This is a genomic window from Spiroplasma sp. DGKH1 (genome assembly GCF_040940205.1).
GTDB lineage: Bacteria > Bacillota_I > Bacilli_A > Mycoplasmatales > Mycoplasmataceae > Spiroplasma.
This window is the reverse complement of record NZ_JASTWG010000001.1, coordinates 20,111-36,149: the sequence shown is the minus strand read 5'-3', so window position 1 is coordinate 36,149 and position 16,039 is coordinate 20,111. Positions and strand designations below refer to the sequence as shown.

The following is a 16,039-nucleotide window of genomic DNA, read 5'->3' as shown; positions in this document are numbered from 1 at the left end:
TTTTTTTGTTAGGTATTTTTTTATTTAATTATTATTTTATTAGAAAGGAAAAGAAAAATGTCAAATCCATCGACAACACCATTAGCAACATTTTTACAATTAAAATATAAGTTTGATAGTTATGCCAAACTAATTAATAATTTTACTACTCGCGAAGACAAAACTATTGGGGATAGGCTCTTTGAAAACCAGAAACCTGAAGCATGAATTAAATGAAAAAATAAAATGGCGGAAGCAAGAACGAAAAAAGGTTCATCAACAAATGCAAACTGAAAAATTACTTTTCAAAAAGAGTTTTATCAAAAAATTATCGCTGTTGAAAATAAATATGATTCCCCCAGGGGATTACAAAAATATCAACAAGTTTGTAACCTTAAATTAACTAAAAATTTGGAACTATTTTTGGATAATTTTTTTAGTATATTTGATGAATTATTGAGTACGCTCCAAATGTATAAGAATATTTCAAATGTTATTTTTACCCACGAAATGTTTGATAATCTTAAAAAAGATTTATGAGAAAATAAAATTCAATTAACTGAGAAAGCTTTAGGATTAATGGAATTTATTTATGAGGAAATAGTAAATGAACCCAATTTATTTCAATCTGATAAATATCATAAAAAAATACAATCGCTTAGTGATGCAATGAAAAACTGCTGCATGAAAATAAAAAAATACCAAGATACTTATAAAATTAATATTGAGGATAATAATTTAGAAAATTTATATGAACAATTTTATCATCAATTTAAACAACTAAAAGCTGCAAAAAAATCAGCAGAGAATTTAGCAAAGAATAGAACAATTGTTTTAAGTATTCAAGATTTATTAAAGGATTCTCAAAATAGTCGTTAAAAACAATACTGTTTAATTGATTTAAACAGTATTTTATTTTTTGATATGCTATAATTCAATTGACTTTAAGAAATGATATTAATTAGGAAGGATAACATTAATGCGAAAACTTACTTCAACTGAAATTAGACAATTATGGTTGGATTTTTTTAAATCAAAAGACCACTATGAATTAAAACCTGCTTCGTTAATTCCTGTTGATGATCCCTCATTACTATGAATTAATTCAGGTGTAGCGACATTAAAACCTTATTTTGATGGGCGCAAAACCCCCCCGGCCAAAAGATTAACTAACTCTCAAAAATCAATTCGAACTAATGATATTGAAAATGTTGGTCATACTGCTCGTCATCATACCTTATTTGAAATGTTGGGCAATTTTTCAATTGGCGATTATTTTAAAAAAGAAGCAATTGAATTTGCATGAGAGTTTTTAACTTCGTCTCAATGAATTGGTTTTGACCCGGCAAAATTGTATATTACCATTTATGAAGAGGATGACGAAGCTTATCATATTTGAAAAGATATTATTGGTTTAAGTGATGACAGAATTATTAGGGGTGGTAAAGATACTAATTTTTGAGAAATTGGGGAAGGACCCTGTGGACCAAATACTGAAATTTTTTATGACCGCGGAGAAAAATATGATCCCCAACATGTTGGACTGCGGTTATTAAAAGAAGATATTGAAAATGATCGTTATTTAGAAGTATGAAATATTGTCTTTTCACAATTTAATAATAATGGCGATGGTACTTATAGTGAATTACCCCGGAAAAATATTGATACGGGGGCAGGTTTGGAACGAATTACTTCTATTATTCAAGAAACTCCAACTAATTTTGAAACTGACTTATTTTTACCAATTATTAAGGCTACTGAAAAAATTATTAATAATAAATATCAATATGATCCTAGTGATTTTTGAAAAGAACCAAGTGAACAAACAAAAATTAATACCGCTTTTAAAGTAATTGCTGATCATATTCGTGCGGCAACTTTTGCGATTGCTGATGGTGTTTTTCCTAGTAACAAGGATCGTGGTTATGTTATTCGGCGTTTAATCCGCCGAGCTAGTTTATATGGGAAAAAACTAGGAATTAACCAGCCATTTTTATATTTATTAGTGACAGAAGTTATTAATGCGATGGTTCCATTTTATGATTATTTAATTGCTAAACAAGAAATTATTATCCAGGCGATTAAAGATGAAGAAGTTAAGTTTTTAAATACTTTGGAACAAGGAAGTAAACTATTTAATGAATTAAAAGAAAAATATGGTGAAATTAGTAAAGAAAATGCTTTTAAATTATTTGAAAGTTATGGTTTTCCAATTGAATTAATTGAAGAAGAAGCGGCAGATAATAATATTAAAGTTGATAGTGCTGGGTTCTACCAATTGTTAGAACGGGCAAAAGATTTATCCCGTACGAATCGCAAAAATATTAAAGCAATGCATTTGCAAAATGAACTATTTACTAAATTAGATGTTGTTAGTGAATTTGTTGGTTATGAAGTTGAAGAAGTTAAAAATGCTAAAGTTGTTTTTATGTTTGCCCATAACCAAGAAGTAACCGAGTTAACTGATCAGGAAGGATATTTAATTTTAGATCGCACGCCCTTTTATGCTGAAAAGGGGGGGCAAGCAGCCGACCACGGAATTATTACGAGTGCTACGGCAACCATCCAAGTTGTTGATGTGCAGCAAGGTCCTAATAAGCAAAATATTCACCATGTTATTGTTAATGGCACAATTAAATTAGGCGCTGAAGTAAACGCTTCAATTGATAAGGACAAACGTTTTTACACCCGGAAAAATCACTCGGGGACCCATTTATTACATGCAGCGTTACGAGAAGTTTTAGGAACTCATGCTATGCAAACTGGTTCTTATAATGATGAAGAACGGTTAAGAATTGATATTACTCATAACCAAAATATTACTAATGAAGAAATTACCAAAGTTGAAGCTTCAGTTACCCAGGCTATTAAAGCAGCAATTCCTTGTGAAGTTATTTATACTAATATGGATGAAGCTCTTAATAAATATCATGCGTTAGCCTTCTTTACCGAAAAATATGATGAAATTGTGCGAATCGTGCGTTTTGGAACTTATTCTTGTGAATTATGTGGAGGAACCCATGTTGCTAACTCCCAAGAAGTGGAGGATTTAATGGTAACCGGGGTTGAATCAAAAGGAGCCGGAACTTATCGTGTTCATGCCATTACTAGTCACAAAACAATTGCGGCTTATTTAAATGATGAATTTTTAAAAATAAAAAATGAGGTTATGGTATTAATTGATAAGTATAACCAAGGTAAAGACAACTTACCAGATGAAAACTTAGAAAGGTTATGAAATCAAATTAATGATTTAGCTATTTCAAAAGAGCACTTAAAACAACTAAAAGATTTAATTTTAGAATTTAAAGAACAATATAAGCAATGAAATAAAAAATATGCTAATTTCCGCATGCAAGTACAACTAACCCAATATCAAGATTTACCAGTTACGACAATAAATAATATTAATGTGCTTTATCATCGTTTTAATGTTGAAATTGATGTAGCAACTTTAAAAGCCTTGGTTGATAACTATAAAACAAAATATAATAACCTTCTCGTATTTTTTGTAGATTTCCATCACCAGGATGATTACAAATTAGTCGTGGGAGTTTCTAAAGATCTGCAAACCCAATATCAAGCGGGGAATATTGTCAAAAAATTAAATCCACTGATTGAAGGTAATGGTGGGGGTAATCCGAGCGTTGCTCAATCAGGATTTAAAAATAAAGCAATGATGTTAACCATTATGGAAAACTTATTTACCTATCTTGATGAATAATTATTATTTAGCTCTTGATGTTGGTAGTAAAACAATTGGACTAGCAAGTTCACACGGAGTTATTGCCACTGCCCGGGGAGTACTTCGTTTTCCCGAGGAGGATTTTCAACAGGCAGCAAGTCAGGTTGTTAATTTAATTACCACAGAAAAATTTAGTCATTTAATTGTTGGTTATCCTAAAAATATGAATAATACCATTGGTCCTCGGGCAAAAATGGTTGAAGAATTTATTGCAATTTTAAAAACAAAACTAGGCAATTTGGTAATTCCCATTATTTTAGTTGATGAACGGTTAACAACCCACCAATCCCATCAAATTATGTTAGAGGCTAATTTATCACGTGCTAAGCGTAAGCAAAAAAAAGATAGTTTAGCGGCCCAATTAATTTTAGAAACTTATTTAAGTAAGCAAAAATAGCATCTTATCAAAGATGCTATTTTAGTTTAAAATAATTTATTGAATTTCCTTTTTTTTTTTTTTTGTATAATTAACTTAGTCTGTTGGTAATGTTATTGATAAGACTATGAAAAAATAGCGATGTAAAAATTATTAAGCGGAAAATTAAGATAATATTGTGCACTAATATTTAAAATAAAATTAATATCATTTCTGATATTACAAAAGTTTAGGAGTAGGCAAATGAAAAAAAGTTATCTTAAATATGCTTTCTATGTCTGATTTACAATTGTTCCGCTGTTATGTGTTTTCTTAGATTTAATTTTTTCAACTATCCAACCAGATCCCCAATATGGTGATTATACAACTAATTTTGATTTTTCGATCATTAACCAGTCGATTTACTTATCTGTGTGAATTTCATTAGCAACATTTACATATGGTTTGCTTAATTGAATTAATATCCACACTAAAAATATGCCAAGTTGAATTACTGGAAAAAATAATTTAACGCGAGTTACCGCTTTAAATGTTTTAGCTTTTATTTTATATAATGTAACTTTATTAGTTTCAAGTAATGTTGTCGGGTTTAATACTTGGTATAAGATTATCAAATCTGTCATTGAACATATGGTGACCCCGTTGTTAATTATTGGGTTTTATTTTATTTTTGCTACCCCCATCATTAATAGCAAAGATTATTTTAAAAAATATAGTTGGTATAACATGATCCACTTAGCAATTTATTTATTTTATGTTTTGTTAAGAGCTGTAATGCTAATATCATTTCCGCCACAAAATCAGGAAGTATTTACCCCATTTCCATATGAACAATTAGACCCCCGGGTGGTTGGTTACCCATTAGTCATTTTAGGAGTGGGCGCATTATTTGTGGGAATTATTGCTCTTGCCACTGGTTTAAATTATTTAAGTAATTTACGAAATTCTCGTACCCGTCAGCCAGCAGTTCCTCGCAAACCCAAAAAGTTATTGAATAATTATGAAGAAGAAGACTAAAGTAAATTTACATTTACTTTTTTATTTTTATCTTGCTAAATGATGATAATTTACTAAAAATAGGAGTATACTTATATTAATCATTTAAGTAAGGCTATCAATTAATAAATAATAGCAATATATTATACAAGTTTTTATACTAAAATCAATCAAAAAATGATATAATTTAAAAGAATGAATTAAAATGGTCAATGGGGGCAGCACAGATGAGTAATTCAAAGACAAAGGGGAAAAAAGGACCTAATAATAATTTAGGACTTAACCGCACACAACTAGAATTATTAAAAAAACGGGAATTAACAGATCCTAAAGAATTATTTCCTAACCGGGAAATTAAAGGCTATCGTAGTGAAGAGCAAGATTCGGCGCCGAAAGCTGTTGCGAAAGCAAAAAATAATCCTTTTAACAGTGATATCTTAGGATTATCCGCAACCCAAAAAACACTCTTAGATAAGCGAAATACTTCACCAGCGGAGCTTTGAAAAAATAACACAATTAATAATGTTGAAAAAGAAGAACCAGTTGTTATTAATAGTCCTTCGGAATTAGGGTTAAACGCCACACAAAAAAAATTACTAAGTCAACGTGATGTCCAACGGGGACCTAATAATGACGATTTAATTTTAGCGGATGAAATTATTGAAACTAACGAAGAAAACAAGTTGCAGTTATTTAATGAAAAAGTAAAAGAAAATTCACGAACATGAGGGTTAAATAAAACCCAATTAGAATTACTAAAACGTCGTAATAGTAAAGAATCAGGAGCTAATTTATATAATAATGCTCCCCGAGAAGGCTATCGCCCGGAAAATGACTTAACAAAAGTGCAAAATACTAAACCAAAATCAATTGAAGAAATTCGCGACCAGTTAAACTTAAGTAAATCACAATTAAATTTATTATCAAAACGAAACTCAAATGCTGGGGAATGAAAAAAATATATGGACTCGGTCGCCAAAAAACAAGCAATTAATAAACCCAAACCACGCAAAAATCCGGACCATATTTTGCAACACCGCAAACGCTTAAAAAATTCCGTGCAAGAATGAGGGTTAGGTCGTAAAGTTAATGTTGGTGACAAAGTTATTAAAAATTATATTCCTGATGAACAACCAGTTGTTAAGTTATTATCAACAGAATTCTTTTTGCCAACGGATATTACTAGTCAGATTAATCCCTTAGCACAGTCAGCAAAGGTTGTTGAACCAAAAACACCACCCCAACCAAAGCCGTCTTCACGACCGGTCGTGGTAAAACCAGCGCCCATCGTGAATGATGAACAACCAGAACCTGTTAAAAAAACTAAACCAAAACGAAAAAAAGTTTTAAAAGAAGAAATTTATATTTCTGATATTGATCCTAAAAAGCGACCAAATCTTAAAAAATTAAAATATGGTGAAAATTTTTTTAACCTTAGCGAGGAAAATGAAAAAAAGGCGAGCGCTAAAATTGATACTAAACTCCAAAATAAAAAGCAAACCGTTGCTGAGGAAAAATTAATTTTACAATCTCGTAAAAAATTAAAAGATTATGGTATTAATTATTACGATGAATCTAAACGTCCAAATTTAGAGTTTGATTTAACCGCCATTAAATATACAACGGCTGGTTATCATCCTAATGAGTTAAAAGCAATCGAACGACGCAGAGCATCAATTTTAGCAGAAAAACAATATAAAGAAAAATTAATTAGTAAAAATATCAAAAAAGAACAAAAGTTACAAAAAAAATTAAGTCGAAAACATAAAAAACCACCAGTTGACCACCCATTGCCACAAATTTTAGTAGCAAAATATGAAAACAAAAACCAAGACTAAAATAAACTCTTATTAACATAGCCTTGGTCAGCAAAGGAGTTGACTAGGATGAAACATCCCCATGATGAAGATACACAAACATTAATTAGTAAATATTTTGACGAAGTAATTACTTCGAGTGATATTGATCCAACAAAACGTCCGGGAGTTGCTTTAGAATGAGCAAAAGAAAAAGAATTATGAGCAAAACAAATGGATGAGCAAACCCAACGGGAGTTATTACTAGCGTTAAAAAAAGCGGAAGATAAAAAATTGCATTCTTCCAAATTATCGCAGCAAGCAAAATTACACCAAATTCAACAATTTCGCTTACAAGAATTAGCTAAGCGTGCTGAATATTTAGAACAGTTAACGAAAACAGCCGGAAAATTACCAAAAGTAAACAAAAAAATGTTAAATGCTGATGTAAAGATTGATGATGAATTAAAAACCACACCACAAATTGATTTAGCAAAAATTGCTGATGAACATGGTAATAATGATAACTATGGGACAGTCTTAATGCGGGAAATTGCGCGTTCCTTATATGATGAACATCAAATGTATAATCGTCCCCCAGTTCCCCCATCACCAGTAGTTGTTAATAAACCCCCGAAAATAAAAAAAATTCGGGTTCGCCATCGCAAAGGCCCAAAATCAAAATGGTAACAGGGATAATTTATCATCCTTTTATTTTCACAATTATGAATTAAAAAATTATAAAATAATATTATAAATAAAATATCTTAAAAATCAAGTTTTTATTAAAAAGTATTTAAAAAGTTTTGAAAATTTTATATAATTATATGGAGACATACAGAATAGGCAGATATTCAAGATAGGGGTAAAACAAATGGCAAAAGACAAGATGAATGAAGAATCAATTGTAACATCAAGAGTTAGTTATGGAAATATTATTAATCCAGATCGGAACACTGATGAATTAGTCGAGAAAAAAATCACACCATCAACAATTAAAGTTTTATTAGGACAAATGGACAAGGACAGTGAAGAGTATAAAGCTTTATTAAAACAATATCAACAAGAAGTTGGTAGTGTTAAAAAACCGGGGGTAATTCGTTTAAATGATAAAAGTCATTGGGAAAAGGCACGTAATAAAAGTCAGTTCATTAATCGTGATTATCGAGAACTAACTGAAAAATCAGACCCACCTGCTGCAACACCAGCTGCTGAACCAGTAGTTACAAAGCCAGTTGTACAAAAAGCTGCTAAACCAAAAGCAGCACCAAAAACTAAAGCACCAACTCCCAAAACTTCACCAGCAAAACCAGCCGCCAACAAAAAAGCAACGGTCAAAAAAACAAAAACAGCACAACCAAAAGTTAAAACACCAAAAGCAGTTAAACCAACTGCTCTTGAAAAAACTACTGCTAAACCAATTGCAAATAAAAAACCAGTTAATCTAATTAAACCACCAGTTGATGATAATGAAATTTTGAAACCAGGTGATGTTTACTCATCATGAAGTAGTCTTGATACTAGCAGTGTTAAAAACAAGTTAAATTCTAATGTTCCTTTATCAAATGAACCAGTTAAAAAACCAATTATTCGTCGCCATGAGTTAGAAGAAACAACAGAAATCAAAAGAGAATTACGCCCAGTTTTTTCTGAACAAATTACCCAAATTAAACGAAACGGATTATCTGTGGTTGATTTTGTTATTAATCCCGATGAAAAAATTGAAATTGAAAAAAATGATGAAGAAATTCTGGTTCGCTTAATTACCCAAAAGAAATCCGAGTTGGCCCCGGGGGAATTCTTGCCCAAAGCACCAACCCCACCCAAACCAACCCCAGTTAAAATTATTCGTAGTGAAACCGATGATTTATCAATTGAAGAACGTGTTATTTTACGTTTAGAAACAAAAGGGAAATTCCAAAAGCTTACTCCCGAGGAGCAAGAACAGTTAAATTCTTTACGCCAGCAATTAGCGGCTAAAAATAACCGTTCAAAAAATCAATTTGCAGAAATTAGTAATGATGATCAAATCTTGTCACCCTCAGTGGATGAGGAATGAGAACATGAACAAGCCCAAATTGCGAAAGACCGCTATAAAAAAGCTAATTATAATCATCAATTTGATGAAACTAAAAAACCAAATCTTGATCAACGCTTAGCTTATGAACAACGGATGACACAATATTTAATGAATGTTAAGATGCAATATGAACAAGGTTATAACCGGCAACTATCCCAAGAACTAGCGGATTTTAACCGGGCAATCAATTTATCAAAAGCAATTAAAACAACTGATCCCGAATTGCAAGAACGAATTTTAGCAAACCGGGATGAATCCACAGCAATCTTGCGTCGTCATGTTATGTTATTAAACCAGAAACAACATATTGAAATTCGGTTATTAAATAAGCAATTGCTAAAAAATAAAACAACCAAAGCTAATATTGAAGATTTTATTAAAAAACAAAAAGAATTTCAAGATTTATTACGAATCCGCGAAGAAATTAAGGAAAATCGTGATTTATTAATCACTTCCTTACGAACTCAAGCAAAATTAACCCAAGAAGCACGTGCTAAAAAATAACAAAAAGTTATTGCCAAGCAGTGCTTTTTTAATTTTTGTGCAAAATCTTGGTAGATTTAAGATAAATTTTCAAGAACTTTCAAGAAAAATTATGATATTTTTTTATACTTTTTTAAAAAATTAGGTATAATTAAAGTGAATTTGGGGGGCTGACATTGGAACAGAGTGAAATTAAAAATGGTTATTTATATGTTTTAAAAAATGGTCAAATTATTTCAATTCATCGGGGAAGCAAAAGTAAATTATTATTTAATAACCAAGAAACTAATCATAATTATTTAGCATATCCAATTTATACAGAAGATCAACTAGGGGATTTTTTGGTCAAAAAAAATGAATGTTTGTTATTATCAAATGTTAAGTTAGAAGGTAAATTATTATACTTACATTCAACTGATGTTAATATTATTCCGGCTAGTGAGATTGATCATCCCTTAATTGTTAATAATACCCATATTAGAGTAGTTGATCAAAGTTTTCCGGTCCAAGAAGAATTAACCCGTGAGTATAATGATGATTTATTGCAACGCTTATTAGATGAAGAAGAAGCTGAATTTTCCCAAAAGAAAAAACCACTTTTTAAAATTATTCGTAAAAATGATAAATAATAGGTTCACAGAACCTTTTTTCTTTGCGAATTCTGAAACCAGGAGGATTTAAGTTAGGGGTCTTTTTTGATATAATTACCATAAGAAAGTAATTTACATGAACAGGAGCAATGATGGTCTTTGAAAGCAACAAAAAAATTAACTAAGATTCGAACAAAATTATCATTGCCACCGCTCACATGAAAAGAAGAGTTTCGCAGGCAAAACTATTCGCCACTTGATCGGGTTATGAAAAAATATTTACAACAAGTTAATTATTTATGGTATTTTAAAAATGTAGCGTTTTATGATGAAAAATACCATTTAACTTATTTTTTTGACCGGATTGTTTTAACCCGCAAAAATTTATATTTTCTGAAGTATAAAAAGTTAACAGCCCCCTTAACAGTTGACATTCACCAACCATATTGAAATTTTAATAATAAAACAATTACCTCACCAATTGTTACTCAACAATTTATGATTAACCGGGTTTTAAAATTATTAAACGCCAAACAATTCTTGGCCGTTTGCACAATTAACTTTTTAATTATTGATACTCATTATGAATTAACTTTTAATAATTGGGGACAGAATCATAACATTCGGCACTTAAATTTAACCAACCATTCGTGGTTTGATGTGATTCAACAAATTGAGCAAATTGATGAGCAAACTTATGATAAAATATCAGATGAGAGTATCTTATATTTACATCACCAGTTGACCGCCCATGCCAATGCTGTTAATAAAAAATATGATCGTCATTTTTGATATAGTTTATATCATTTTATATAGAAGGAGCTAGTAATGACTCAACGTGAAATTCGGATTGATATTATTAATTTATTATATCGACATTTTGTGTTAAATAATACAATTAGTCAAACAAAACAGGAAGCATTTGATTTTTCCCAAAGTGTTCGTACTGAAGCGGAAATTAACAAAGTTATTGAAATTCTTGACCATTTAGACCAAATTATCGCGGATATTAGCCATAACTTAAAACCAGGGTGAGTATTTGAACGGTTAAGTAATTATCATAAAGCTGTCTTAGTATATAGTGTCTATGAAATTAAAGAATTACACACTTCCCGGGCAATTGTCATTAATGAAGCCTTGGAAATTGTTAAAAAATATGGGGAAGATGAAGATTATAGTTATCTTAATAAAGTTCTTGACCAAGTATAAAACCGCTAGCAGGTTTTTTTATTATGTTATAGTTTAGTTATTTAATTAATGGTTATTTTTGGATTTCTCCCCAAATTTTTGAAATTTAGTTATTTATCTTATCACTTTTTTTTTTTTTTTTAAATATAATCATTTTTAAGGCCCAAGAAAGATATAAAAGGAGACATATAAAAATGAAAAAGTTATTGTCCATTTTTAGTGTGGCAAGTTTATTAACAACTTCAACTATAAGTGTAATCGCTTGTAAAAATCAAAAAGCAAATACAAGGACAGGATATTTTGATAGTGAATTAAATAAGATTGATCCTGTAATCCGCAATGAAATTAAATATACAAGTAGCATTGCAAAAATTTTAATTGCTGCTCGCCATGAAAATATGAACACCTATGCTTTTCCAGCGTTACAATATTTTTTAAATAGTTTAACAAGTAACTTACAAGGTACTTTTACAACAAAGAGCGGTCAACAAGTTAAAATTAATGATTATGTTACTGAATATAAGAAACTAAATAACATGTTTTGAAGACCTAACCATGGCCCTGATTATTATGGTGAAAATAATCGTTATAATATTATGAGTACCATGGTACAGATGGATGATTTTTCAAAATGAAATGTTGACAATTGAACTGCTGATAGTGTGGTTGCCAATCCCAACACTGCTTGGGCATTGTATGATACTGGGGCATATGCCAATATTTTATCGCAACATTCAAAAACAATTACTAATTATATTCAGAATACCAAAGATTGATTTTATTATTATGGAGATCCCGAAAGTCCCGGTGTTTCAAATTTAGTTTTTGATAATGCTGTTGGTAGTCCACCAACCCCTAATAACCTTACTTATTTTGATAAAAATAAAGACCAAGAAACAGTTAAGTATGGTCAAGCAATCGCTAACCAAACTTCTAGTTTATATGATTTATTTGGGACTCAATATTTTAATTTAGCAATGACTGGTTTAAACAGTTTTGGTGTTGGTGCTGAGTTACCAGCATTATATAATCTTACTAAATTATTACCGGTGGTAAAAACTGACCAGGCGGGAGAAAAAAGTTTAGGATTAATTTTAGCTGCTCCCTTAGCAGTAATGAGTATTTTTGCTATTAAAGATTGGTATCATCTCGATTCATCCGAACCAACAATTAACAGTACTAGTCCGCTCGCAAAAATCTTTGGTGAAAACTTAATTAATACTTTAAAAGTGCAATATCAGGATAATAGTGGCCATCCTCAGAATGTAAATCTATATAATTTGTTAAAACAAATTCAAGGAGAAATTTATCGTTATTTTTTGAAACCAGGAGATCAACAAAAACAATCACTAGCTTTAATCACTAATCAAGATTTTTTTATTAAATGATATGCAATTTTAAATCAGTGGTTTACAAAGGCTCTGAGCACCCTAGGACCTAATTTTAATGAGCAAAATTTTAATGCAACAATGTCGTTAGGAATCTATCAAGAATTACAACAATTTCAAAATTCTGAAATCTTTAAAAAATTACCGCTAGCAACGGAAGCCAGTGGATTATTACGGATAGTTACCCAAATGCTAAAAGAACCGGGCTTTGATTTGTATAAATTGTTAAGAGGGATTGGTAGTCTTGCTAATTGGTTTTACCGGTGGGATGATACAACCCATGATTTTGTTATTAACCAAGAAAATGTTCAACATATAGAAAAGGTATATAATGAAGGACCAACAATGGCAGATTATCAAGTTAATTTAGGACAAGTTAATCCGCATAGTAAATATGGACAATTTGTCTTAAACGAATTAGGATTTTTACCAAGCGAAAATAAGTATCATCCTGGGTCATTTTTAGAAATGCTAAATATTTGAGCCCATGGTGATCAAACTAATTCTGATGCTGATTTAATGCATCAATTTATTAGTGAAACTACTAGTTTTGATACCGGATTTTTAGGGAAATTAGTGAAAAATGTTAATCAAACAATGGCTAATGATTGGTTCGATAATATTTTTTTAGATAAAAAATGAAATATTACTGCGGAAGGAACTGGGGTCGATGGTAAAAAATTAGGAAAAATAGTTGATGATAATGGTAGTTTAGTTGGTGTCCGTTACCAATTAGATTATTATGGTCCTAAAGACCAGTCGGTTGATTTAAACCATCATACAGCATCAATTGATTATACTGAAGCTGCATATGCCAAAATTTCTGACTGGTCAAAACAATATAACCCCTTATGAGATCTAACAAAAAATAAATATAATGCGCCCCCTGTTGGTCAACGATGAACAACAACAGATTGGCAAGCATATGATGGGGATGGCAATCAGTATTTAAATAATAGTGAACAGATCAAATATAGTTATGTGGTAGAGTTTGATAATGAAGCCCGATTAATTAAAAATTATCCTGATCGAGATAATCAAAACCAAAATGGTTATCGTCTTGGTGATTTTGCTTGATATTATAATAATAGACGTTATTATTAAAAGACTAATTAAAAGAATATTATTAAATGCTTAATAATATTCTTTTTTATTAAAATTATTGAAAAACCATCTAAATAATTATAATTTAAAGAAAAAAAATATATAATGATTAGAGAAAATGTAAGGTGAGAATCATGGCAAGTAATATTTTTAAAGTTTCTGAAATTAATGCTTATATCAAGAATATTATAGAACAAGATCATAATTTAGTTAATATTTCTGTCCAGGGTGAGATTTCCAACATTACCAATCATTCTTCAGGTCATATTTATTTTACAATTAAGGATGAAAAGTCCCAACTCCGAGCAATTATGTTTTCTTTTAATGCTAAAAATCTAAAATTTAAGTTAAAAGAAGGGTTAAAAATTATTGCCATTGGAACGGTCAAACTATACGAACCACAAGGAACATATAGTTTGCAAGTTGTCAATATTAGCTTAGATGGGATTGGTGATTTATTTTTACAATATGAACAATTAAAACAGACCTTAGAACAAAAAGGGTGGTTTGCCCAGGCAATTAAAAAACCAATTCCTAAATTTCCCCGTAATATTGGGGTTATTACTGCTCCAACTGGTGCTGCCATTCGTGATATTATTACCACTATTCATCGCCGTTTTCCCCAAACTAATATTTATTTGTTCCCTTGTTTAGTACAGGGAAAAGAGGCTAAATATGACATTAAAGCAAAAATTACAGCAGCCCAAAATTTTAACGTGCCATTGGATACTTTGATTGTTGGTCGCGGTGGGGGAAGTATTGAAGATTTGTGAGCTTTCAATGAATTTGAAGTAGCCGAGGCAATTTACCAATGTCCAATCCCAATAATTTCTTCGGTTGGCCATGAAATTGATTTTACAATTGCTGATTTTGTTGCTGATTTACGCGCACCAACCCCAACCGCCGCCGCTGAGTTAGCAACTCCTGACCAAAAGGAATTACTAACTTATCTGCACCAACAGTATAAAACTTTAATTACTTTAATTAAAAATAAAGTTGATAATTACCAAGTTACTTTAAATAATTTAAAAAATAACTACTGGCTAACAACTCCCCAGGCCTTATATGAAAAACGATTTCATAATTACCAAGTTTTAAGACATAAGTTTAACCAAATCACTGATAATTTTATTAATTATAATCTTAACCAAGTTAGTTATTATTATCAGCAACTATTAACAATCATTCAAAATTCTTTACTAACCTTGACGCACCACAAAAATAATTTAATTGCTAAGTTAGATTTATTAAGCCCCTTAAAAACTTTAACCCGGGGTTATAGTGTGACATATGATAGTAAGCAAAAGATTTTATTATCAACATCGCAAGTTCAGAATAATGATAAAATAATAACAAGGTTAAGTGATGGGCTTGTTTATTCACAAGTTACTGATATTAAAGAGGAGGGGAAATAATGGAACCTAAAAAATCATTTGAAGACATTTTAACAGAATTAAAAAACATTGTTAATGAATTAGAAAAAAATGAATTACCAATCGATCAGGCAATTAATGCTTTTGAAACCGGAATTCAGTTGACAAAACAAGCAGAAATTAAGCTGCAAGATATCAAAGATAAAGTGACTAAAATTGTTAATGATAATAAAACAACAGATTTTAAAGTTGACGACGAATAATGGGGCAAATTTTTGAACACCAAGGGTGAGTTAAAAGAAACAATCGTAAAATTATTAAAAAACTATTAGAATTAAATTTAAATCGGGCAGTTTTTAAATATTTTACAACTTTTGATAGGAAAGATATTATCATTAAGAATTATGTTTATTTATTGCGGTTAAATAATCGAGTTGAGAAAGATTATTTTGATAGTATTATTCTGATTAAGCTAATTTTAATCTACTATCATATGCATTATATTAAACGTCAAAAGGTCCAAAAGCAGGGCAAAGAAATTTTACAAGCAATTAATAAATTAGCAGAACAGCTTATTCTTCACCGTTTAAATATTAATTATGAAACAGAATTGTTTACCACAATTGATCATCATCACCACCGGGTAAAACCATATTATCCATATCATCTTTTATATGCCGAAATTGCCAATGTTTTTTACCAGCCCTTTTTAGATCATCCCCAGGGGGAACTGTATTATGAATATGGGTATTTATTAGTAATGCTAATTAATTTAAATGTTATTAAAAAAATGTTAAATGATACTAAAAATGTTGAAGTTTATAAAGTTAAATTATTAGTAACTTCCCAGTGTCATTATGCCATTGCTGATATTACCCCCGTTTATTTTAATTATTTTATTCAATATAATAATTATTTTTTGCAGAAATATTAATTAGAAA

General features: G+C 30.3%; 14 protein-coding genes. All 14 read left to right on the top strand.

Annotation, left to right across the window (positions count from 1 at the left end):
• Positions 1–57: 57 nt before the first annotated feature.
• The 14 genes from QPK10_RS00180 (at position 58) to QPK10_RS00115 (ending at position 16,032) form a co-directional block, all read left to right on the top strand.
• Complete coding sequence (locus QPK10_RS00180; protein ID WP_368486031.1) at positions 58–858, top strand: hypothetical protein; 801 nt, start codon at positions 58–60, stop codon at positions 856–858.
• A gap of 100 nt (positions 859–958) precedes the next feature.
• Entirely contained in the window at positions 959–3,703 is a 2,745-nt protein-coding gene (alaS, locus tag QPK10_RS00175; RefSeq protein ID WP_368486030.1) for an alanine--tRNA ligase, read from the top strand.
• Positions 3,696–4,121 carry a Holliday junction resolvase RuvX gene (gene ruvX, locus QPK10_RS00170; RefSeq protein ID WP_368486029.1) on the top strand — a complete coding sequence of 142 codons (426 nt, stop codon included), beginning with the start codon at positions 3,696–3,698 and terminating at the stop codon, positions 4,119–4,121. The genes alaS and ruvX overlap by 8 nt, the downstream gene beginning before the upstream one ends.
• Positions 4,122–4,343: 222 nt before the next feature.
• Positions 4,344–5,117 carry a hypothetical protein gene (locus QPK10_RS00165; RefSeq protein WP_368486028.1) on the top strand — a complete coding sequence of 258 codons (774 nt, stop codon included), beginning with the start codon at positions 4,344–4,346 and terminating at the stop codon, positions 5,115–5,117.
• Between the two features lie 206 nt (positions 5,118–5,323).
• Positions 5,324–6,934, top strand: a complete 1,611-nt coding sequence (locus tag QPK10_RS00160; protein WP_368486027.1) for a hypothetical protein — start codon at positions 5,324–5,326, stop codon at positions 6,932–6,934.
• A 48-nt stretch (positions 6,935–6,982) separates the two neighbouring features.
• On the top strand, positions 6,983–7,582 hold the full coding sequence (locus QPK10_RS00155; RefSeq protein ID WP_368486026.1) for a hypothetical protein: 600 nt from the start codon (positions 6,983–6,985) through the stop codon (positions 7,580–7,582).
• A gap of 184 nt (positions 7,583–7,766) precedes the next feature.
• Positions 7,767–9,476: a hypothetical protein gene (locus tag QPK10_RS00150; protein ID WP_368486025.1), complete on the top strand. Its 1,710-nt coding sequence runs from the start codon at positions 7,767–7,769 to the stop codon at positions 9,474–9,476.
• A gap of 155 nt (positions 9,477–9,631) precedes the next feature.
• A complete protein-coding gene (locus QPK10_RS00145) occupies positions 9,632–10,084 on the top strand; it encodes a hypothetical protein (protein WP_368486024.1) in 453 nt (150 codons plus the stop codon).
• Positions 10,085–10,204: 120 nt separating this feature from the next.
• The gene (locus tag QPK10_RS00140; protein WP_368486023.1) at positions 10,205–10,861 is read left to right on the top strand and encodes a hypothetical protein; all 657 of its coding nucleotides are present in this window, start codon (positions 10,205–10,207) and stop codon (positions 10,859–10,861) included.
• 12 nt (positions 10,862–10,873) lie between these two features.
• Positions 10,874–11,254 carry a transcription antitermination factor NusB gene (locus QPK10_RS00135; protein ID WP_368486022.1) on the top strand — a complete coding sequence of 127 codons (381 nt, stop codon included), beginning with the start codon at positions 10,874–10,876 and terminating at the stop codon, positions 11,252–11,254.
• A 173-nt stretch (positions 11,255–11,427) separates the two neighbouring features.
• Entirely contained in the window at positions 11,428–13,725 is a 2,298-nt protein-coding gene (locus tag QPK10_RS00130) for a lipoprotein (protein WP_368486021.1), read from the top strand.
• Positions 13,726–13,859: 134 nt separating this feature from the next.
• Positions 13,860–15,140 carry an exodeoxyribonuclease VII large subunit gene (xseA, locus tag QPK10_RS00125; protein ID WP_368486020.1) on the top strand — a complete coding sequence of 427 codons (1,281 nt, stop codon included), beginning with the start codon at positions 13,860–13,862 and terminating at the stop codon, positions 15,138–15,140.
• Positions 15,140–15,361, top strand: coding sequence for an exodeoxyribonuclease VII small subunit (gene xseB / locus QPK10_RS00120; protein WP_047791361.1), 222 nt, complete (start codon positions 15,140–15,142; stop codon positions 15,359–15,361). The genes xseA and xseB overlap by 1 nt, the downstream gene beginning before the upstream one ends.
• On the top strand, positions 15,361–16,032 hold the full coding sequence (locus tag QPK10_RS00115; protein WP_368486019.1) for a hypothetical protein: 672 nt from the start codon (positions 15,361–15,363) through the stop codon (positions 16,030–16,032). The genes xseB and QPK10_RS00115 overlap by 1 nt, the downstream gene beginning before the upstream one ends.
• Positions 16,033–16,039 lie beyond the last annotated feature (7 nt).